Annotated in this window: 15 protein-coding genes; all 15 read right to left on the bottom strand. The window is 50.3% G+C overall.

Going from position 1 to position 21,975, the window contains the following annotated elements:
* Positions 1-602 precede the first annotated feature (602 nt).
* Entirely contained in the window at positions 603-1,199 is a 597-nt protein-coding gene (locus tag NC796_RS23485; RefSeq protein ID WP_310688259.1) for a sigma-70 family RNA polymerase sigma factor, read from the bottom strand.
* Between the two features lie 269 nt (positions 1,200-1,468).
* Positions 1,469-2,365, bottom strand: coding sequence for a sugar phosphate isomerase/epimerase (locus NC796_RS23480; RefSeq protein ID WP_310688258.1), 897 nt, complete (start codon positions 2,363-2,365; stop codon positions 1,469-1,471).
* Between the two features lie 90 nt (positions 2,366-2,455).
* Positions 2,456-2,836, bottom strand: coding sequence for a cupin domain-containing protein (locus tag NC796_RS23475; protein WP_310688257.1), 381 nt, complete (start codon positions 2,834-2,836; stop codon positions 2,456-2,458).
* Positions 2,837-4,963: a transketolase C-terminal domain-containing protein gene (locus NC796_RS23470; protein ID WP_310688256.1), complete on the bottom strand. Its 2,127-nt coding sequence runs from the start codon at positions 4,961-4,963 to the stop codon at positions 2,837-2,839.
* A 285-nt stretch (positions 4,964-5,248) separates the two neighbouring features.
* Entirely contained in the window at positions 5,249-6,004 is a 756-nt protein-coding gene (locus tag NC796_RS23465) for an SDR family oxidoreductase (protein WP_310688255.1), read from the bottom strand.
* A gap of 165 nt (positions 6,005-6,169) precedes the next feature.
* Positions 6,170-7,246 (bottom strand): zinc-binding dehydrogenase, encoded by a 1,077-nt coding sequence (locus NC796_RS23460; protein WP_310688254.1) that lies wholly within the window; start codon positions 7,244-7,246, stop codon positions 6,170-6,172.
* A 138-nt stretch (positions 7,247-7,384) separates the two neighbouring features.
* Positions 7,385-8,176, bottom strand: a complete 792-nt coding sequence (locus tag NC796_RS23455) for a cyclase family protein (RefSeq protein ID WP_310688253.1) — start codon at positions 8,174-8,176, stop codon at positions 7,385-7,387.
* 302 nt (positions 8,177-8,478) lie between these two features.
* Positions 8,479-9,954 (bottom strand): CoA-acylating methylmalonate-semialdehyde dehydrogenase, encoded by a 1,476-nt coding sequence (locus tag NC796_RS23450; protein ID WP_310688252.1) that lies wholly within the window; start codon positions 9,952-9,954, stop codon positions 8,479-8,481.
* 151 nt (positions 9,955-10,105) lie between these two features.
* Complete coding sequence (locus NC796_RS23445) at positions 10,106-11,029, bottom strand: sugar phosphate isomerase/epimerase (protein WP_310688251.1); 924 nt, start codon at positions 11,027-11,029, stop codon at positions 10,106-10,108.
* A 23-nt stretch (positions 11,030-11,052) separates the two neighbouring features.
* Positions 11,053-11,496: a DMT family transporter gene (locus NC796_RS23440; protein WP_310688250.1), complete on the bottom strand. Its 444-nt coding sequence runs from the start codon at positions 11,494-11,496 to the stop codon at positions 11,053-11,055.
* A 71-nt stretch (positions 11,497-11,567) separates the two neighbouring features.
* Positions 11,568-13,520, bottom strand: coding sequence for an FG-GAP-like repeat-containing protein (locus tag NC796_RS23435; protein WP_310688249.1), 1,953 nt, complete (start codon positions 13,518-13,520; stop codon positions 11,568-11,570).
* 19 nt (positions 13,521-13,539) lie between these two features.
* A complete protein-coding gene (locus tag NC796_RS23430) occupies positions 13,540-15,840 on the bottom strand; it encodes a PQQ-binding-like beta-propeller repeat protein (protein ID WP_310688248.1) in 2,301 nt (766 codons plus the stop codon).
* A gap of 139 nt (positions 15,841-15,979) precedes the next feature.
* On the bottom strand, positions 15,980-16,936 hold the full coding sequence (locus NC796_RS23425) for a ThuA domain-containing protein (protein ID WP_310688247.1): 957 nt from the start codon (positions 16,934-16,936) through the stop codon (positions 15,980-15,982).
* A gap of 131 nt (positions 16,937-17,067) precedes the next feature.
* Positions 17,068-18,585: a RagB/SusD family nutrient uptake outer membrane protein gene (locus NC796_RS23420; RefSeq protein ID WP_310688246.1), complete on the bottom strand. Its 1,518-nt coding sequence runs from the start codon at positions 18,583-18,585 to the stop codon at positions 17,068-17,070.
* Positions 18,586-18,624: 39 nt separating this feature from the next.
* Positions 18,625-21,975, bottom strand: coding sequence for a TonB-dependent receptor (locus tag NC796_RS23415; protein ID WP_310688245.1), 3,351 nt, complete (start codon positions 21,973-21,975; stop codon positions 18,625-18,627).

The raw sequence follows: 21,975 nt of genomic DNA, 5'->3' as shown, positions 1-21,975 counted from the left end.
ACGCAATGCCGTCGTCTGCAAGTTGCTGTATCGGGTGTTTGCGGTGATCAAACGAGGGACTCCTTACGTGAAAATCTATCAACATCAGATAACCGAATCTTCTTGACTAAGTCTTAGAATACCAAAAGATCAAGAAGAATTTAACTCCTCGGGGCTGACGCCTATCTGATCGCTGGTTGACTCCGGGTGCCAGCCCCTCGTCAGACAGAAATTCTTCCGGTTTTCGTCTTTTGCAATAAAAGGTGGAGTCGAGGCAAGGTTAAATAAAAAGCTGTTCATCCCCCCAAGCCCTTCGGACTCCAACGACTGCTTTTCACTCTTGATTTGCCCAAAGGGTGACTCACTTCTTTCCTTCTTCTGTCCGATCCTGATAATTCCTCATTCAATATTACCAAGTCAATATTCTAACATCCGGCCTAACGTGAATTTCGCTGGGGAAAGAGAGTGCAGCCGAAGCGTGTAGAAATCATTGCTGTCTGAGATTCGCGGTTCCCAGCGGGTCGAGTTCAATGATTTTATCCCGACAGCCGTCGGGAGAACGCAGCGACAATTTACTCCGCCGGTGATTAGGTTCGTTTTTTCTTCATTGAAAAAATGAACTCCTAGCCTGCCAATGATCTATAATCCATTGATGCACGCAGCCTTGAGATGGCATTGTACAGAAGATTGCCAACGGCCTGGTAGCTAATATCCATAATGACAGCAATTTCGTTATTCGTCAGCCCATTGTAAAAGCGAAGGTATACCGCCTCTTTTTGACGAGGGGTGAGTTCTTTGATAGCCGCTTCAAGTCTCTCACTTAGTTCTTGGGATATCTCATCCTGGACCAGCTTATGTTCAATGGAAAAGGTATGCTCACTCCTTTTCTCGAGATAGTTTTTTCCTCTTTCTTTCCTATTCGTGTTACGTTCCAGCTGTTCAAATATGGAGCGACGAACAGAGGTAAGGAGGTATGCTTTTACAGATTGGGCTTCTGAAAGCTGACTGTGCTTTTTCCACAGGGTTAAGAACACTTGTTGTATCGCATCATTTACGATTTCTCGATTTGAAACAATATTTAACCCATAATTAAAAAGATGCTGGTGGTGACGGGTAAAAAGTTCTTCCAACGCCTTTTGGTTTCCTCTTATCAACTCAACCCATAAAAAATGGTCCCCTTCTGAGTGCCAATCATCTTTCTTTAAACATGCGAATAACATAGAGAGCTTGATCCCAAATATTTATTATCATTGCAAGATACGATCTATTCCCCTGCAAGTGCAATTTTAATGCTGTATAAAAATCCCTTGCAATATCCTTCTTATTGTACTGTGCTATCCCCTATTCAATAATATTTACTGAAAATGGTAAGACTCAACATTGCTATAAATAGTAAGATCACTTTTTTAGAAATGCAACTTATGCATCAATTACTGAACCTTACGTGATCCTGAAACAATTTCAGAATTACACCAACATTCAACATTTATCAGGAATGAAAAGCATATCCCAGGCTCTCCAGGTACTTCTTGTTAATTCGAATTAATTCTAAAGGTGCAGTCGAGGCGTTCTTTGGCGGGGGATTAAGCTCGGCCATGAGACTTGGATTTTTATCAGATTGCTCCAATACCTCTAATATCCCGGCAATATCGACTTTTCCTTTGCCGAGGGGACAAAAACCGTTGTAACTGCTGCCACCTCCAAAATCTTTGATATGTACGTGGGCTACTAACGGCAGAAAATCTTTTACTACCCGGACCGGATCCAATCCGCCGTCATAGAGGTGACCAAAATCGGGACAGAGTTTCAGGTAGCGGGTATCTGCTGCATCCATCACCGCGTAAAGCTCGTCCCGACTTTCAATACAGCTATTTTTGTGCTGATGAAGCGCTACCTTCACACCGATGCCGTTAAGTGCTTTTGCCAACTCATTCAAGATGTTTACAATATCCGCTTTATATTTGCTGAAATTGTACGTTTCACGATCTATGCCATTGGGACCAATGACGGCAACTTTACCTCCATATTTTCTGAGTAACCTGCCTCGGGTTATCAGCTCATCGAGCTGCTCTTTTCGCCGCGCCGGATCTGTCAGGTTGACCGGGCAATATACCGACTGCAGCGCCATGTTTGAAGAATCCAGGAGTTTACCCAGGCCACCGCGTTCCTCCCAGTATTCCAGGGCATTCCCAAAACACTCAAAACTGTGAAAACCTGCACTTGATACGTCGTGGATCGCTTGCGGGGTGTTCGCCGGGCTGTATCCCCAGGTTATGGCTGTATGACCGATATGGAATCTTTTGAGTAGTCTAAATCGCCATCTCCCGGGTATAGCCGCTGAGCCAATTCCGAATGCAGCTGTCTTTAAGAATGCTTGGCGATTCATTCGATTCATTTAGTTTTAGCTTAGCACAAAGCGCTTAGAGCTTGGCGGTTCCAGCGCGCCCTACGCTCTGCTCAATGCGCTATGCATGGTTCACTCGGGAAACGTGATATCCTCAAACGTTTTGTAGTTATCCACGCTTGTAGCCGGGGCAAAAAAGCAGATCACTTTCATCTCCTCGTCACCGGTATTCCGGAGCATATGGATCTTCCCCTGCTCGAACAGGATCGCTGATCCGGGGCGCACCTCGCCCACTTCTCCTTCAATCATCACCTTGCCGGTACCGGTTATAATGTAGATCAGTTCCTCACTTTTGGGATGGGAATGAGCAGGCCGCACGGTCTCCCCGGGCGCCACCCTGATTACGCAAACCGACATCTTATCGGCATTGAGGGATTTTTCATCTGCCAGCCAGCGCATCTGTCGGCCGGGCTGTTCTACTTCGGGAACATCTGTTTCGTGAATAATGGTCATCTATTTTCCGTTTATGGTGCTTACTATTTTCTGTCTTATTCCATCAGCATTCACCCCGTAGTGGGACGAAAGCTCGGAGTAGGTACCCGAGTGGATGTAATGGCGTCCTTCCCCAACGGTGGTATTGATCGGAACCAAACGCTTCTTGTCGTGGGCCAGCTCATTTTCAAACAGAACCTCCCGGAATTTGGTCCAGAGGTACCCGTTGTTTTGATCCACCACAAACACCGGCCGGCCCGACTTGTGCAGCTCAATAATCTTCTCCTCATCAATAGTAGGCATATCCACCACCTCTACCGGGATACCCTTGGAACTTAAACTGTCGGCCGCTTTAATCGCTTCATGTACGCCCCGGCCGGTGGAGACGACATACACCTGTGGATCTTCCGCCTCCCGCACGGTGTAAGAGGTTCCAAATTCAAACTCGAAGTCAGCCTCATAGATAACCGGCGCCGCCGAACGCAACACCCGCATGTAGACAATCCCCTTGTTGCCCTCCATAATCCACTTCATAACTCCGAGCAATTGCTGCGGGCAGGAAACGTTGATGATTTTCACGTGTGCGGCCTCATTGTAGATCAGGGCGTCATCGTTGCCCATGTGAGTCGCGCCGTTCGATTTGGTCTCCAGGTCGGCTGCCGTGGCCACCATCGTCAGGTCAATGCCGTGCCCCTCCGAGAGCCAGCCGTCCTGCTCGGCGATCACTTCCAGCCGCTCCTGGTGTCCCACCGCCATCCTGCGGAGGATCTTCCAGTCGTAAAACGGGCAGAAGGTGCTGATCCAGGCGTTATAGCCCAGGATCCCGAATGCTTCCCCAATAAGCATCATATTGGCCTCAGCCACCCCGACATTGAGTGCCCGATATTTGTCAACAAACCCGACGCCTGACTGCAGCCCACTGGTGGATGCCAGGTCGGAATCAACCGACATAACCCGCTCATCGTTTGCAAATACTTTCATGGCTGCTTCAATAACTTTGTCGGCGGCATACTTCTCCCCTTTTTTCAACACCGGAAGTGCATCGGGGGCATACGTAATTTTCTTGTTCCTGACCGAGGCCTTCTGGGTTCTTACCGGGCCCGACACGCTTTTAACGCCGGTGGCTGTGCCATTTTCAATGGCAAGATCAAATAACATCCGGTCGGCATGCTCTCGCAGTGCCGAGGTAACTTCCCCGAAGTGCTCGTTTTCAGTGAGGTTGTTATAGAATTCACAAAACTCTTTGTCCCGGGCCGCACGTTGCTGCTTCTGCAACGCTTCCTCCTGGTCTAGAATATCGTCGGAGATATTGGTTTTATGATTGTTCATAAAATCGGAGAACCCGCCGTGGCCTTTGGTGGATTTGCAGATGATGGCCGTGGGCTTTCCTTCCCGCTCCCCGTATTTGAACTCCAACAGGGCACGATATACATTGTGCAGCTTGGTGGCATCGACTTCAAGAACCCGCCATCCAAAACTTTCGAAGGCGCTGCCCATATCGTGGTAGGGGAAATGCAGGTGGCTCACGTTGTCAAGCTGACCGCCATTGTGATCCACCATCACGCAGAAGTTTTCGAGCCGCTTGAAACCGGCATACATTACCGCTTCCCAGATCGGGCCCTCTTGTAGCTCCCCGTCACCCGTGATGGCGTACACATCAAACTGGGGTGCCCGCTGACCGGCAATAGCCAGCCCTTGTGCCACGCCCATGCCTTGTCCCATAGGGCCGGTGGCAAGGTGAACCCCCGGCAGCACGGGTCCCGGATGGCCATTGAGAATGCTTTTTATTGAGCGCGAATTTTCGAGGACGGACTTGTCGAAATAGCCCAAATCCGCATAGATAGAGGCCAGCGTAGCCACCGCGTGACCTTTGCTGAGTATGAACATATCCTGGTCGGTGGCCGTGGGTTGCTCAACATTTACGTCAATAATTCCACCATAGTAGAGGCTGACCATCGGGATCGTCGCCGAAAAGGCCCCGCCGATATGGATCGCTTTGTCCACCGCATGCCGACACTGGTAGAGGCTCGCCATTCGAATATCCGAGTCCTTGATCTCCAGTAATTGTACAATCCCTTTTCGCACCAGTGATTTCCGGTCTTCCAGGTAGTCCAGCCTGGTTTGCTGTTTTGTTAATAGATCTTTCATAATAGGCCCTTCTTACAAATTAGATTTCTACAATAAATACTTGTCCTGTCCGCGAGTAAATTCTCAGTTTTTCCATCCCAAGCTAAATCAACTTTGATCTGACAACCCTCTAAGTCCTCTTTATTAAGGGGGATTTTTATGCACTATTTAAAGCTCCATTTTTATATTCCTGTACAAATCCCCTCCCGGGGGAGGGGACCATTCTGCTTCGTCCGGAAGTAGAATGTGGGGGGGGCTCCAAAGCACAAAAGCGAATCTATACTATAACGGAACCACATAATCTCCTTACAGAATCGACCAGCCGCCGTCTACAAAGTAGGTGGCCCCGGTCACGAACGAGGCTTCCTCGGAAGCCAGGAAATACATGACGTTGGCGACCTCCGAGGGTTTTCCCATGCGGCCGAACACGCTTTTGGAATTCAGGTAGTTTTCGGTCTCTTCCGGGTCAGGTGAATCATTGATGGAGCCTCGCAGCAGTGGCGTGTCAATAGCACCTGGCGCAACGCAGTTCACCCGAATGTTTTTCTCGGCCAGGTCAAACGCCATGGTCTGTGTCAGCGTATCGATAGCCCCTTTCGAAGATGAATACGCAGCCCGTTCTCCCACCGTCCGATAGCCCAGGATGGAACCGGTGTTAATAACCGATCCGCCGCCTTGCTCCACCATGGAGGGTACAAAGGCGTTCGACATATAGTAGATACCCTTGAGGTTCGTATCGTAGGTCCGGTCCCAGTCGGCTTCGCTGCACTGCAGGATGCTGCCCCGGATCTCCAAGCCAGCGTTATTGATCAGCACATCGGCCCGGCCAAAGCGCTCTTTTGTTACCTTGGCTGCGTTCTGCACCTGGTCTTTTTTGGAAATATCACACAGGCAGAATACGGCATCCCGGCCCATATCTTTAATCTTCTTTTCGGCCTTTTTGCCCTTCTCTTCGTTGATATCCACGATGGTGATGTTATACCCGTTCTTGGCAAATTTCTCGGCAGCCGCCAGTCCCAGTCCCGATGCACCACCGCTTACGATCATTACTTTGTCACTCATTGTATTCCTTGTCTTTAATTTTTGAATTTAGTTTCTACCGTTGTTGCCTTTTCTAAATTTCATGTAAGCATTCAGTGATCAGCTTTCAGCTATCAGTATTTACTGCCTCAGACTCCTTTGCCCTGCCAGCAAATTAGCTGATCGCCGAAGGCGAAAATTTCTGGTTCAATTCATTCCGTTCGGCTTGGTCGCAACTTTAATTGCCCCGCCTTTTCGCCCCTCGTAGATCTCCAATGCGGTCGCATAATCTTTTAGAGGGAACCGGTGCGTCAACAGGGGCGTCAGATCGATTCGCTCATTAAGCAGTAAATTAATTGTCTCTTCGGCTGTATTGGGATTCGCCCTGTTTCCGACGAACTCAACCTCATCCAGCACCATCCGTTTGATCGGCAGCTCCGGCTCTGAGTGGGGAATGCCGATCGCCGAAATCACCCCGCCTTTGGCCGCTGCCTGGCACGCTTGTCGAATTGAGGTGGACGTCCCGGCACACTCCAGCACCGAGGGAGCACCCATTCCACCGGTTAATTCATTTACCGCTTCAACCACGTCATTTTCCTTGTAATCGATCGTAATGGCGCCCAGCTCCTTGGCTTTTTCCAAGCGCTCCCCACTTCCCGCAGCTATAATGCGTCCGAGCCCCAATGCTTTGGCACACAATATAGCCATCAGTCCCTGCGGGCCGGTGCCGATAATGAGCAGGTCATCGCCGGGTTCCGGTCGCGAACGCTTGACCGTATACAGGGCAATGCTCAGCGGGTCGACACACGCGGCCTGCTCCAGCGTCATGGAATCGGGAATTTTGAAAATGCTTTTGACCGAGGTGCGCATATACTGGGCGTACGCTCCCGGAGTATAGTGCCCGTATTGACGGTGGCCCCGCTCTTCGTGCCCATAATTGAGGCAGATATTGTACCGACCCTTCATGCACATCTCGCAATAGCCACAGCCGCAGTGGGAGATCCCCGCCACTCGATCGTCCTCGCTCCATCCCAGGCTTGCCGCTTTGGGGCCGGCCTGTACCACCGTTCCCGACCATTCATGCCCCGGGATAAAGGGAAACTCCTCCGGCCAGAAATCCGGGAAATCGCCGGCGATAATGTGCGGGTCAGTCCCGCAGATATAGGTGGTGTCCACCTTGCATATCACCTCGTCATCATCGGGAGAGGGGACCGGCACGGTTTTTACTTCAAAATCTCTAACACCCTTCAGTACCAGGGCATCCATTTGCTGTGGTAAACTCATATGCAGTTACTTCGTTTTTAATAGTTATAATAAGCTGTTACAATCCACCCGGTCGCAAACCCAGCGTCCGGGTGGGAATAATGGTACTTCCACCGGGTGGCTGCCTTTGCCACCCGGTGGATCTTAAAGCAATTATATTCATCCTTCCTCCGGAACAATCGCCACACCTCGGAATGGCGAACCGGATCCGCCCTTGATCTTCAGGGGAAGCCCGACAAACCAAAACTCGTGGGCGGGGATCATATCCACCTGGGCCAGGTTTTCGATATTGAGGATTTCTCGCTCCCGGCACACAATATGGGCCGGCTGCTCTTTGACCTCGGCCACCTCGTGGTAACTGTCGATGCTCGGGGCATCGGCGCCCACGCAGATGGCGCCCAGGTCATTAAGGTATTCGATGGCGTCGCGGTCCACCCCGGGATAGCCTTTGATGTACTCGTAGGGCTGGCCCCACTTTTTGTACCAGCCGGTATAGTAGAGCACCACCGACTGCTCCTGAATCGTGACCCCTGCTTCCTCGATCGCCTGCTCGATATCGGCCCTGGTGATGTAACTGGACGGGGCCTTGTGAGAAAAATCAAACCATACCCCCGGCGCCATAAACCACTCCAGCGGCAGCTCGTTGATCGCCCGCGCATCCGGCTCATCGACCACGTGGTTGATCGCATCGACATGGGTGTTGGAGTGATCGCAGAGGGTAAACCCCACCACTTTGTATGAGTAGGGTGGCTTCGTCAGGCCGATTTTCTGGGTCTCCTCGTGGGAGAGATGGTCCCAGATCAGCGTGCGCTGGTGCCCGATAAAGGTCGGATCCTCCTTACTTATAGTGTGACTAAGATCCGTTACCGTGCAATCCCTTCCCATAAAATTCATGGTGGTCTGCAAGCTAAACGGTGGACAAAACTGTTTGTCTGGGTGATTTTTGCTCATCTGCTAATTGGTATTTTTAATTGGATAGTCATTATTATTCACGCTATAATCAGTTGAATTATATGGCTACAAAGTTGCGATACCCTTTGTGTTATCCCGGATTCCGAGCTGTCGGAAAACTCGCAGGGCTGACAAACGTTGATGCAAATCTGTACCCAATCAACGCTATGTATCTCTGCGAGATCCTGAAACAAGTTCAGGATGACACAGAGCTAATTTTCAGTCGCTAAATTCAATTCGTCAGGTCATCCTCCTCAATCCCCCTTCGAAGGGGGGACTCTGGAAACGTGCCTTATCCGGCCTTAAAACTTTCGTGACCACTCTTTAGGCCATCGTTCCACGACCACCTTAGTCTGGGTGAAAAACTCGATCGCATGCCGCCCCTGCCCATGCAGGTCACCAAAGAAGCTCTCTTTCCACCCGCTGAACGGGAACTGTGCCATCGGGGCGGCCACCCCAATATTGATCCCGATATTCCCGGCCGTCACCTCCTTGCGAAACTTCCGCGCACTCGCTCCGCTGGAGGTAAACAGGCAGGCCATGTTACCGTAGCTGCCAGCGTTGATAAAATCGATCGCCTCACCTACGGTTTTCAGCTCAATCAGGCTCATCACCGGACCAAAAATTTCTGTTCGGACGATCTCACCGTCCAGTGGTAACCCTTCCAGGATCGTCGGTTTGATAAAGTTGCCCTCCTCGTATCCTTCGATCTTGGCCTTTCTCCCGTCGAGCAGAACTTTTGCCCCTTCCTGCTGGCCTCTGGCGATCAGCTGCTCCACTCTGGATCGACTTTCGCTGGTAATGACCGGTCCCATCTCCACACCATCTTCGAGGCCATATCCGGTATTCCGGGATTTAGCTGCCTCATAAAGGGCCTCCTTCATACTACCGCCGTCATCTCCGACCGTAACAATATTGGAGGCGGCCAGGCATCGTTGTCCGGCGCAACCGTAGACGCTGTCGGTTACGATACGGGTGGACATATCCAGGTCGGCATCGGGGAGAATAACCACCGGGTTTTTGGCACCGCCCTGCGCCTGCACCCGCTTGCCGTTGGCGCTGCCCTTCGAATACACATATTTGGCTATCTTGGTTGATCCGACGAAACTGATCGCTTTGGTTTCCGGGTGCTCCAGCAGCCCGTCCACGCTCTCTTTACCACCATGCACCAAGTTGACCACGCCGTCCGGCAGGTCCAGTTGGTCAATCAGCTCAAACACCTTCATCATCGTCAGCGGCACTTTCTCCGACGGCTTCAGCACGAAGGTGTTCCCGCAGGCGATCGCATAGGGGAGAAACCAGAACGGGATCATCCCCGGGAAGTTGAACGGGGCGATGCACGCGCACACCCCCAGCGGCTGGCGGATCATAAATTCATCAATCCCGCTGGCGATATCCTCCAAGAATTCGCTTTGAATCAGCGTCGGGGTGCCGCAGGCGGTCTCCACATTTTCGATCGCCCGCTGCATCTCGCCCTTCGATTCGGCGAATGTTTTTCCGCACTCATTGGTGATCGTCCGGGCAATCTCATCCTTGTTGTCCTCCAGTAGCTGCTTGAGATGGAACAGTGGCTGAATCCGTTTGCCCACCGGCACATTCCGCCAGTCGAGAAACGCTTTCGAAGCCGCCCGGACCGCTTTTTCCACATCAGTGCTCGTTCCTTTCCCTATCGGAACCTTCCCCAGTACCTGCTGGGTGGCGGGATTGATTACATCCGCCGTGTTGGATTCCTTGCTCGCCGTCCAGCGGCCGTTGATATAATTATTTAAAACGTCCATAATTTTTTGGATAACTCTTTTGGTTTAATTTCTAGCTAGCCGTACTCTTTAAACACCTCTACTGAACAGGTGGAGTTACGCATTTGTATTTCGCGGAGCAGCGCTCCGCGCTACATGTTCACAGGAGGTAGGTAATTGCTCGAATCTCATCCTACCCTTTAAATTCATATCCTAATTTCGACAGGTAATCCCGGGAGATTTTCGCCGACTCATAATTGGTAAATCGCCCTTCTATCCTGCCGTCATAATCCTGTTCATACATAATTTTACCGGCCATTTCATCCTTGTTATCTACAAGCATATTCAGGAGCTTTTCCACTTCCTGCTTGCCTCTACCCAGCGGGCAGTAGCCCAACCAGCCGTTATCACCGCCCTCGTAATCTTTCAGATGAACGTGCTCAATCAGCGGCATAAAATCGCTGAAGATCTTGAGGTAGTCGGCCCCGCCTTTCTGCAGCTGACCGGAGTCGGGACCAAACTTTACATACCTGGTATCAGCGTTTTCCATCGCAAAATACACCTCTTCCTGCGACTCAATAGCGGTGCCGGTATGGGGATGAAGTGCAAACACGAGCCCCTGGTCGGTCACCGCCTTTGCAAACGTGTTCATTGACTCGAGTATGTTATTCTTGTGCTCCCGGTAATCGTATCCATCACGATCAACGTTTGCGCAACCAAACTCTATCAGTTTGCCCCCACTCTGTTTCAGAAGCTTGGCCCATCGAGTCAGTTTCTCGGTTTCCTCTTTCCTTTTGGAGGGATCAACCACATCTGCCCAACAGTAGGCTGAAACAATGGGGACCCCGTGCTTTTCAACGACCTTGCTAAAACCTCCGCGATTCTTCTCCCACTCTTCAATCACTTGTCCGAAGGTTTCGAATGCGTGGAAACCCAGCTTGCTCATATCTTCGAGTGCAGGCTCCAGGTTGTCAGCGCCGTATCCCCAAAGGATAAAGGTCGCGCCGATACCAAATTTTTCGGCTGCACGACGAAAGGCCAGGCTGGGAGCCATCAGCGACGCTGCGCCCCCAAATCCTGCTATCCTTAAAAAATCTTTCCTGGTTAAATTCTTCATAGCTAAAGAAGATTTATGCGTTACTAATTAAAAGTGACAATGGTCGCACCGGCAATCAGAAGCAGCGCTCCAAACAGTTTCATTACGTTAATCGGTTCAAGTGCAGACCCGAGAACACCGTAATGAGATAGTACCAGCCCGGCGATAACCTGCCCGGCAATCATGATAATAAAGGTCGCCCCGGCCCCGATTTGTGGTATCAGCCAGGCAATACCAAACACCAGGGCTGCCCCCAAGGCACCGGCTGTCCACAACCAAACCGGCACCTCCTTAATGCGGCTAAATACGGCCATTGCATCCGAGGAGGTCACCCCGATAATAATAGCAGTGACAGCTCCAATCGTCCAAAAGAATGCGTTCCCCATTCTCGGGTTTTTAAGTATTTCGCCCACCTGGGAGTTCATGCTCAGGTGTACGCTTAACACAACACCAATAACAAAAGTCAAAAGCGAAAGTATGATTTTCATAGTAAGTATATTTTATATTTATAGTTCATTCTGTTAGCAAAATACTTCTGTACGTTTCTACTTCATTCCTTCTACTTTTGATAGTTATTCCAAAAAATGAAGGTCCCACGGTTAGTGGAAGAGATAATATCCATATCCCCGTCTTTGTCCAGGTCGGATGCTGTAATTTCTGAACCTGCCCCCGAACGATTGTGGATCAATTCCGGAACAAATTTCGCTCCTCCCGGGGCCCCTGGATCTCGAACCGTTTTGTACCAGTACACAACTGGGTCGCTGTAAGGATCGGGATCGTAATAGTTCTCGAGGTGCGTCCAGTACCGTTTGCCGACGATAAAATCCTGGATGCCATCTTGGTCTATATCGGCAAAGGTAGCCCCGTGGGGCTGTGAAAAAGTAATGCCACCGGCCGCCGGCTCCGAGTAATCATCGCTAATCATATGCCGGACAAAGGAGATATCTCCATTACTGCTCCGCTGCTGCTCATACCAGGCAAAGCCAAACCCATGGGCGTTCAAATTTGTCACCACATCATTCAGTCCGTCGCCGTTAGCATCATAAACAGCCATGATGGTGCCCCCGACCCCACTGGCCCGGTGCCCGTAGCGACCCAATTCGGCTTTGTGATATCGCCACAACTTTCCTTCTTCTATCTTTTTCGGCTGCTCCCACCATCCGTAGGGATTAAGGATATCGAGCCGGCCATCCCCGTTGACATCTCCGGTTCCGATGCCGTGCGCCAGACCATAATCTTCCTCTGAGACATCATATTCTTTCCATGGCTTGGTAGGATCAGCAGGATCAGGCTTGGCATATCGGATTATCCCGTTGCCAGAATACACCAGTTCCGGGGTGCCGTCCTCATCAATATCTACCAGGTCCGTTACTTCGCTCTGTCGTACGTCAGGCAATATATTATAGCTCTCCCAGCGACGGGATTCCCCTTTAGGATTCATGTAGAGCGTGGTACTAAATGCACTGCTCAACACATCGGGCCAGCCATCGCCGTTAAAATCATAGGTATGCTGCAGGTGATTGTAGGGAAACTCAACGGACGGACTGCCGGTAATAGCAGGAAAAATCTCCCGGTGATTGACATAATCGGGGCCATAATAGATATAGGGTCCTGCGACCACATCTATATCGCCATCCCTGTTGAAATCGGCAGCGGCCGCACCCCAGGAATAATACATATCGCTGATTCGATGCACCCTGAAATTAGGGGAAGAATCCTCTTCAGGGGTAACTTTAATGGCGATATCCTTGTACATCACATCCCGAAACCGGACTTCGCCATCTCCAGCCACATACAGTGCAATGGGCCCATATCCATTCAGGCCGGCATCGCCCTGGCTGCTTCCCACCCGACCGCCAATTTCGCTCCCATCATTCAGGAATGAACGAATCACATTGGCATCCATAAATATTTCAATCTGGTTCCATTCGCCTGGTTTGAGTTCGGTATTGGGACGTTCAATGGGGCGGTCTATGTCTGGATCGGGTCGACGAGGGAAACTATTTTCACCTTCCGGCGGACTGAATCCCCCTTCTTCATTTTCGGTCGGTGCAACCCGATACCATATCCCACCGGCGTATTGCAGCCTGTCACGCGAGACGATCGCTCCATCATTATCAATAGCTACACGGTACGGTTTGACATCATCTTCATTAAGGGACATATAGATTCCTGTCATGCCGTTTTCTGTCTCCTCCAACCGGAATAAGACCCCCGTCCGGCAATTACCTGAACACCTGAACAGGGCCCGGAACCCGACATCCTGGTATGACTGATCAAGCACTAGCAATCCACCGTTTGTTGAGCTAGACCGACCGATCAGAATCCCACCATTCGCTTCCCATTGCGCTTTGCCCAACGCATGCCAGCCGTCAAGACTGGAACCCTCAAACGTATGGTCGGGGACAAACGTCTGGCTGAAATCGGGCTCATCCACATTCTCCCCAGACTGCGCAAAGTTGAAAGCAGGCATGGCCAAGAGGAGTAGTATGGAAAACAATAGGCTTTTCATAAGTATAATCTGTTTCAGGTTATTCGGATAGAGAAAAAACGACGTAGCCTCCCTGTGGAACATTTTCCTCATTTTCATATTCCGGGGTATCTATTCCCCATTCCAATGTGCTTGTTGCGGGTACTGCCAAATAGTATTTCCCATCAACCTCATACATAGTGGGTAATCCCTCTGTTGCTTTTGGGAGTTGTCCGACCCACAGCTCTTCGCCGGTCTCGGCGTCAAACGCATATACTTTACCATCCCCTGCTGTGGAAAACAGAAGGCCAGTGGAGGTAACGATCATACCGTTTCGCTGGGCTTTGAGTACCCCGGTGTTTTTACCGCCTTCCTGTTCCGCAAGCTTGTCCGATCCCAACGGCCGGCGCCATTTTATTACACCTTCGTTCAGGTCATATGCTACGATCGATGACCAGGGGGGACTCATAATATGGGCAAAGCCCAAGCCCCAGCCCTGGAGGTAATATCGATCGGAAGGTGCTTCGACACCTTCGGGATAGGGGGGACCGAGCCGACCTCCGCTGCTCTCCGCAGGGCGAAAGTCCTGGCCGCCGGGAGCTCCACCCTTGGCTACCACGGGTCCCTCCGGCGGCTCAACAATGGCTCCGTCCCTTGTACCCCCAAGAAATCGGTATAATCCTTCAATATCCTGCTCATTCAGGTAGGAAAAGGAGGGCATCTTTCCCCGACCTGAATTCATAATTTGTTGAAAATCGTCAGCACTAAGTCTAGTCTCCATATCAATGAGGGAAGGCGCTGAGGCAATACCTGTGCGATCGGCCCCATGACAGGCCTGGCAATATTTGGCATATACTTTTTGCCCGTGTTCTATCGGATTTACCCAGCCTCCAGATTGGTCTTCGGCCTCTTCTCCAAATTCACGCTTTTCCAGCTTGGGATACACAGAGGGCCAGTCGAGTGAAATAACATAGACCATACCTTCTTTGGGATCGGCGGCCGTATTCCCCCAATTTGCTCCACCTACAGCGCCGGGCATCGCAATGGTTTCGTGCTGATGTGAAAGGGGTGTAAAAAGGCTGGTTCTTCCCATTTCCTCCAGTTCCTCAATTTTTGCTTTCCATTCCGCGCGTTCTGCATCAGTTAGAAAGAAGGGGTTCAGGGAATCCGGATGGACCGTGTGCCTGGAAAAAGGCTCCGGTTTTGTTGGGAAAGGCTGGGTCGGCCAGGTTTGTTCTCCGGGCACTTCACTTTCTGGAACCGGTCGTTCTTCAATAGGCCAGAGCGGTTCACCGGTTACCCGATCAAAGACATATAGAAACCCGGTTTTGCCCGCCACTGCCACGACATCTTTCTGCTCACCTTCATGGTTGACCGTAACCAGCTGTGGAGCAGCAGCGGGATCGTAATCCCAAAGATCATGATGCACCAGTTGATAATGCCACATATATTCTCCTGTTATGGCATCAAGGGCCAGCAGGGACGTTCCAAACAGGTTTCGACCAATACGGTCGGCCCCGTAATAGTCATAAGTGGGTGATCCCAACGGCAGATAGACAATGCCGCGCTCTTTGTCGACTGACATCTCTGCCCAGGTATTCACTCCACCTATATATTTATATGCTCCCTTCGGCCAGGTATCGTAGCCAAACTCACCTGGGTGAGGGATGGTGTGAAAAATCCACTCCTGTTCTCCGGTTACCACATTGAATGCCCGGATATGGCCTGGAGCTGACAAATAGCCCTCTCCGGGCGCCGATCCCAAAATAAGCAGGTCTTCATGGATTTCACCCGGCGTGCCCGATTGTACGCGTGATATCGTTTTGGGATCCCGCCCAAGTCCCTGCCGCAGATCCACCAGGCCATTTTCTCCAAAACTCAAAATTGACTCCCCGGTCTCAGCATCTATCGCCTGCAAATAATCATTCATCTGAAACAGCAGACGCTTGTCGGTTCCGTCATCACTTTCCCAGTAATTTATGCCGCGCCTTGCCATACCGCGCAAATCAGCATGGATCCATATCTCCTCACCCGTCTTGGCGTCAAGAGCCACCAATGAGTTATTCTTTGCCAGCACATACATTACGGTGTCTACTACCAGTGGATTGAACTGGTAGGTATTGTCGTCGCCGGTGGGATAAAACCAGGCCTGTTCAAGTTGGCCGACGTTTGCCCGATCAATGCCATTGAGATCTACAAATTTCGAATTATCCGGTCCACCACCATAGTCCTCCCATGTATTGTATTGATGATCCAAATCTTGCTGAGGCTGGCATGCTACACATATTGATACCAACAATACCAAACCCAGCTTGGCCATTGCCGATCCCAAGGGCGCTGGCAATATGTTCTTGCTACACACATTCATAGGCTCATTGAATTACAAGTTTGCTAGTTCCTTTTTTCAACCTTTCACTTCAAGGGAGTAAAGTGCTTCTATGTACAAACCCTCCCTTCCTCTTCTTGAAGGGTTTTCTCATTCAGCAAATGAGGTTTTCTGACTATCTCCCAATTTCGATTTCCGGAGTTGGAGAGTGGACCCCTTCCGGCGGCACCTTCATGCCTGCCGACCAGACGATGCCGTTCAATACAAATTTCCTGTAATCGTCTATTTCCATATTGTCGTGGAAGTCCATCCCTCCGAATGCAAACCCCCGTCCGCCGTCTTCCCTTGTATATGACCACGCTGCGACCTGTGTACCGTAGTTTTCGGGAAGCCGGCTTTGTTCATCCGAATAGGTTGGCATGGCGGTAAGTAGCTCAGTACGTCCCGAAATTTGGTCGGGAAGGAAGAAACGGCTGAAAATCTCATCCCGATATTTCCAGGGCGATACTCCATTTAATATGGGATGCTCTACATTTTGTGGCTCCATTTCCCATATGTCCACCGGGTTTCGCGATCCCATCTGCACCCAGAAGCCGCCCAGCCAGTCCATGTAGTAGCCGCGGGCTGCCCAATTTTCGATCCAAAGAGCATAGTGGATGACCACCACACCAGCTTTGTTGTTTTTGAGGATTTCATTGAGCCCCTCCAGGAAGGCCTCGGTCTCCTCATCGTAGCCGGTACCGCTCGTATTCGGATTTGGCGGAAACAGCGGGTGAACCTCTCTACCAGACCGGTCGGAGCTGCTGTTGATTACAATTGCTGCAGCGTTTTTATATACATTCAAATCACGGGGGGCCTTTCCCACCAAAACTTTGGTTGTTACATCCCCGATGTTGTTTGATTTTCTGAGACTTTCTGCCAGTACTTTCAAATCAGCAGGATAGTCATGCCGCCCGGCCATTCCGTGATCTTTTGGACCTGCCAGGAAAATCACCTCGTTAGGCTGTGCTGATGCCGTATTTCCGAAGGGCCAACCGGTCACCAACAGGCAAAAAGAAAAAAACGCTGTCAACCAAACCAGCGGCTCTTTCTTAAAAAGAAACTCTTGTATTAATTGAGTGGATCTTACCATCTCCCAACCCGTTTTAAAGTGTTTTACCTATACAGGCACCGCATGTAGATAAAATTATGAAAGAGGGGAATAAATACTTGGTTCTGCTATATTTATTCCCCTTACCATTCATATTGTTTTATTCAATAGGCTTAATACCCGTCATTTTGTTCTATTAGTCCCTCACTTAGGCTTATTTCTGATGGCGGTATCGGCATCACTTCGTGAACACCATCGGTGAAGTTAGCTCCTTTCGGGGTGTTATAGGTATCGGCATACGATCTCATGACCTCGCCGATTCTGCCTGTCCTAACCAAGTCAAAGAAGCGGTCGTACTCCTGGCCGTATTCCACCCGCTGCTCATGCCAAATGGCCTGACGTAGTTCTTCTTTATCATTGGTAGTGACATCCGGCAGCAGAGTGGGATCGGGATCACCCTCCCGGGCTCGTTCGCGAACATCATTCAATGCATCACGCGCTGCCTGCCGGTTATCGTTTTCGTTGGCTGCTTCGGCATACCACAGCAGAACTTTACCCAGTCGCATCAGGATAAGATCGTTGGCACTGTTGAAGAAACCGCCGGGTGCCTCTTCTTCTGCCACGTATTCTTTCTGGTTAAGGTAGCCCGTTGGACTATTTCCAACATCGGCCGTCTTGCCATCGCGCATGACTTCCCCATTTTCGTAGACGGTATGATCCAGCCTTGGATCCCCGGATTCGAACTCATCCACGAAATCCTGGGTAGGTGCGTTAAAGCCCCAGCCGTACATCGCCCGACTTCCCTGCACTACGCCCATCGGGTTGTTATTAGTGTTGGGTGGATCGTAGTTGTACTGAATGGAAAAAATGGTGCCCGGCCCGTTTTCACCGGCTTTAGTAAAAATGTTGGAATAATCAGGATCAAGTGAGTACTCCTGGGAAGTGATGACCTCGTTAAATGCGGTTTCTGCATTTGTGAAATCATTCATGAACATATAGACCTTGCCAAGGTATGCCTGGGCCGCTCCGCTTGTAGCCCGTCCTGTATCTTCACTGGAATACTCACTTTTGGCAGGAAGCACAGATGCGGCCTCCTGCAGGTCGGTAATTACCTGGTTCAGCACCTCACTACGGGGCGAGCGCTCCAGTTCATATGCTTCCACATCAGTAGTGAGAATGAGGGGAACATCACCGAACGTTTGCACGAGTAAGAAATAGTAGTATGCCCGCAAGAATTTGGCTTCCGCCAAGTAACGATCCTTCAGGCCTCCATCCATTTCAATGTCCGGCACGCGGTCCAGCACGAGGTTGGCATTACGTACCCCGATATACAGGATATCCCATGCATCATTTACGGCGAGATTGCCGGGCGATACCGTGTAATAGGCGATCTCCTGCGCGTAGACCTGGTCAGATCCACTTTCGCCGCCTTTGATAGCGTCATCAGTAGCAACATTTCCGTGGATCCAATAATTATAGCCACCACCGTTGGCATTTCCGGCTCCCTGGCAGCACCAGTTAACAGCCCGCAGCGGGTGATATGCAGCCGTTACGGCCCTCGATGCGTCATCTGGAGTCGTATAAGCATTACTTGTTGCAATCTGGGCCTGGGGCTCCTGGTCAAGCAGATCGTCGCACCCTCCCAGTCCGGTTAATAACAAAGCCAGTGCTATGAATGTTAGTTTTTTCATAAAAATAACCTCTGAATTTTTTTGAATTTGATGACCCATTTATAATCCGATGTTTACACCGATTGTGTAGGTACGTGGCACAGCATAGTGCCCTGCATCAATCCCCACCATCAACGGTGCATCGAACGGCACGTCATCAGTAGTACCCAGTTCCGGATCCTGCCCCGGATAGCCGGTAATGGTAAACACGTTTGTGGCCGTCACAAAAACCCTGAGTTCTCGGATGTTGGCAACACTTTGAGGCACAGAGTATCCCAGCTGCAGGTTGTTCAGGCGCAGATAGGAACCGTCTTCTACATACCAGCTTGAATTTCTCAGGTTGTTATTAGGATCATTGATATGGAGGCGGGGAATGTCGTTGCTGGTTTCCTCACCGGTCCATCGACCCAGGGCATCCTCGTGGTAGTTAAACCAGTTTCCTCCATACCAGGTCCACTTCCACGCGGCAAAAATATCATTGCCCAACTGACCGGTAAATCCGAGATTCAGGTCAAAGTTTTTGTAGGCAAAGTTGGCCGATAGTCCGAAAGTGTAGTCCGGCCATGGATTACCAATAACGGTTTGGTCCTGATCGTCAATAACCCCATTCCCATCCAGATCTTTAAACCGGAGATCGCCGGGTGCAGCGTTCGGCTGGGTTGCGTGGTTGTCCACTTCCGCCTGGTTCTGAAATATGCCATCCGACTCGTATCCATAAAAAATACCGATCGGATTACCCACCGTAGCCCGGGTTAGGTAGTTATCTCCAATAAAGGAGACCCATCCCCCGAGAATAGTGGAGGTTTGGGCGGTCAATTCCGTAAGCTCATTCCTGTTATAGGATACGTTGGCATTTACGCTGTAATAGAAATCACCGGGCGTAGTGCGCTGGTATCCCACTGAGAGTTCAACACCCTCATTCAGAATTTCACCACCATTTCTAAATGCCGGCTCAACAATACCGGAGTAGGCCACAACCGGCACCTGAAGAAGCATGTCGGTAGTAATTTTGTTGTAGTAGTCAAAATCGACATTGATAGTATTATTAAATCCCGTAAATGAGAACCCGATGTTTGTTTCCTGGATCGATTCCCACTTCAGGTCGGGATTACCGCTGCCTTCGGGCGCCTGACCGGGAATCCAATTGTCGTTAAAGGTATAGTTCATTCCCCGGGTAACAGAGCTCGTATAGGCGTAGTTTGGCAATGAGTTTTGGTTACCAATCTGGCCCCATCCACCGCGGATCAGCAGGTTGTTGATAAAATCAAGATCCTGCATGAACGGTTCGCTTGACAGCCGCCATCCCAGTGAGAAAGATGGGAAATACCCGTATTGATTATTTTGACCAAACTTTGAGGATCCGTCAACGCGGTAGTTAATCGTAGCCAGGTACCTGTCGTTGTAATCATAGTTAATACGACCTAGGTAGGAGAGCATGGCGAAACCGCCACCACTTCCGCCTACATCCTGGCCTGATTCTGCCAATCCCAGGTAGCGCAGTCCTTTAAACTGGTCGGAGTTGGCAGGCAACGCATCAGCTGATGCAGACCAGCTTTCAGTAAAGGTTTCCTGTGCCGTAATTCCAACCAGCGCCTCAAAATTGTGTCGCCCAATGGTGTTCTGGTAATTCACGGTATTCTCCAGGTTCCAGTTATTCCAATTGCTTTCAGAACGGCTTATACTCGAAAGTTCATTCTGGTCGGTTGTGGATATAAAGTAGGTTGGATTAAAACTCCGGCTAAGTGAACTGCCATACACAAAGTTGTACTGTGAACGGAAGGTCAAATTATCCAGCGGTGTTATTTCAATAAAACCGCTTCCTGTTAATACCGGGCGTTCGGTCCCGTCATCCTGGTCTTCCTCTCGCTGGAATTGGGCCTCAAGGTTGCTACCTCTTGGCAACTGCCCCCAGCTTCCATCCGGGTTTTTAACCGGAACTGTTGGGTCACGTGCGATGCCACGGTTGAAGAATCCCCCTGTGCTGTACAGGCCCATCCCGCGGGATTTCGACCGACTAAATGAGATATTTTCTCCGATCGTGATAAACGGGGTTATATCATGCTGTGAATTAAGGCGAAGGCTGACGCGATCGAAATTGGTGGTTCTTACAACGCCATCTTCGGTTTCATACTGACCCGAGAAAAAGTAGGTGCTATTTTCATTACCACCACTTATCGACATGTTCACATTCCGCGTCTGCCCGGTTCGGTAGGCCACATCCTGCCAGTCGGTTCCTTCCCCGAATGAGTCAGGATTATCAAAAATGGGAGGATTTCCCGAATTAGTTTCAGCTTCATTATACAGCATCGCATAATCGCGGGCATTGGTCAGCGGCACGCGCCGGCCGTATTTCACACCATTATAGATGTCAAGATCAAACTGGATATTACCATCCCGGCCGCCTTTGGTAGTTATTAAAACCACGCCATTTGCACCGCGTGCACCGTAAATAGCTGTAGCCGATGCACTTTTCAAAACCTCAATACTTTGTACCTGTGAAGGGCTGATATCGTTGGGATCTGCCATCGGATTCCCATCCACCACATAGAGCGGCTGGGTGCTGCGGTCGTTAACAGAACCAACGCCGCGTACCCGCATCATAAAATCAGAGCCCGGGTTCCCGGAGTTCTGAGTAATCTGTACGCCGGAAACTTTGCCCTGCAGCGATTGCGCAACCTGCTGGGCGGGCTCGTTGGCGATGTCTTCTGCACTAACCGATGAAATGGAAGAGGTGATATCGCGTCGTTGCTGCTGTCCGTATCCCACAACAACTACTTCTTCTCCACTGATAGCAACCGGCTGCATGGCCACGTCAATGCTGGTCCGGCCGTTGATGGCAATCTCTGTGGTTTGATAACCGATAAATGAGAACACCAGCGTATCACTAAGAGAAGAGACATTCAATGAAAAACCCCCGTTGGCGCCGGTCGAGGTTCCGGTATTGGTACCTTTGACAGAAATATTAACGCCGGGCATCGGGTCAGCTGTCTCGGCATCCGTTACCGTTCCGCTCACCTGTTCAACGGCCTCTTTCTTGCGTGCCGGCTTTTTGGGAAACAGCACATATGTCTGCTCATCCAACCGTTCAAAAGCCAACCCAAGATCATCCAGTATGGTGGCCAGGTTTTTACCCGTTTCCCCATTGAGACCAATCTTGCCTGGATTTACAAATTTATTTTTAACCGCATTGTCTTTATACAAAAAGGTGACATCCATATTCCGCTCCAGTTCCTCGAGCAGTTCGGCAAGGGCTACCACTTTTTTGTTTTGCAGCTCACTACTGTTTATATCTGTACTACTCAACAATACAGAGCTAGTTGATCCTACTTGCGCCATTAACTCCATACTGGTCATGCCCTGTATAACAAAGGCTGACAACAGGAGCATCATGGTTAATCGTAGCTTTTTCAT

Origin of the sequence: Aliifodinibius sp. S!AR15-10 (assembly GCF_031569985.1) — a bacterium.
Taxonomy (GTDB): Bacteria; Bacteroidota; Rhodothermia; order Balneolales; family Balneolaceae; genus JAMQKA01.
This window is presented reverse-complemented; position numbering and strand designations above follow the sequence as displayed.

Bases quoted from the DNA above. Each gene is read 5' to 3' on its own strand.
- NC796_RS23470 (WP_310688256.1), bottom strand. From the start codon at position 4,963: ATGAAAGATCTATTAACAAAACAGCAAACCAGGCTGGACTACCTGGAA.
- NC796_RS23485 (WP_310688259.1), bottom strand. From the start codon at position 1,199: ATGTTATTCGCATGTTTAAAGAAAGATGATTGGCACTCAGAAGGGGAC.
- NC796_RS23440 (WP_310688250.1), bottom strand. From the start codon at position 11,496: ATGAAAATCATACTTTCGCTTTTGACTTTTGTTATTGGTGTTGTGTTA.
- NC796_RS23480 (WP_310688258.1), bottom strand. From the start codon at position 2,365: ATGAATCGCCAAGCATTCTTAAAGACAGCTGCATTCGGAATTGGCTCA.
- NC796_RS23425 (WP_310688247.1), bottom strand. From the start codon at position 16,936: ATGGTAAGATCCACTCAATTAATACAAGAGTTTCTTTTTAAGAAAGAG.
- NC796_RS23455 (WP_310688253.1), bottom strand. From the start codon at position 8,176: ATGAGCAAAAATCACCCAGACAAACAGTTTTGTCCACCGTTTAGCTTG.
- NC796_RS23465 (WP_310688255.1), bottom strand. From the start codon at position 6,004: ATGAGTGACAAAGTAATGATCGTAAGCGGTGGTGCATCGGGACTGGGA.
- NC796_RS23435 (WP_310688249.1), bottom strand. From the start codon at position 13,520: ATGAAAAGCCTATTGTTTTCCATACTACTCCTCTTGGCCATGCCTGCT.
- NC796_RS23415 (WP_310688245.1), bottom strand. From the start codon at position 21,975: ATGAAAAAGCTACGATTAACCATGATGCTCCTGTTGTCAGCCTTTGTT.
- NC796_RS23445 (WP_310688251.1), bottom strand. From the start codon at position 11,029: ATGAAGAATTTAACCAGGAAAGATTTTTTAAGGATAGCAGGATTTGGG.
- NC796_RS23475 (WP_310688257.1), bottom strand. From the start codon at position 2,836: ATGACCATTATTCACGAAACAGATGTTCCCGAAGTAGAACAGCCCGGC.
- NC796_RS23450 (WP_310688252.1), bottom strand. From the start codon at position 9,954: ATGGACGTTTTAAATAATTATATCAACGGCCGCTGGACGGCGAGCAAG.
- NC796_RS23420 (WP_310688246.1), bottom strand. From the start codon at position 18,585: ATGAAAAAACTAACATTCATAGCACTGGCTTTGTTATTAACCGGACTG.
- NC796_RS23460 (WP_310688254.1), bottom strand. From the start codon at position 7,246: ATGAGTTTACCACAGCAAATGGATGCCCTGGTACTGAAGGGTGTTAGA.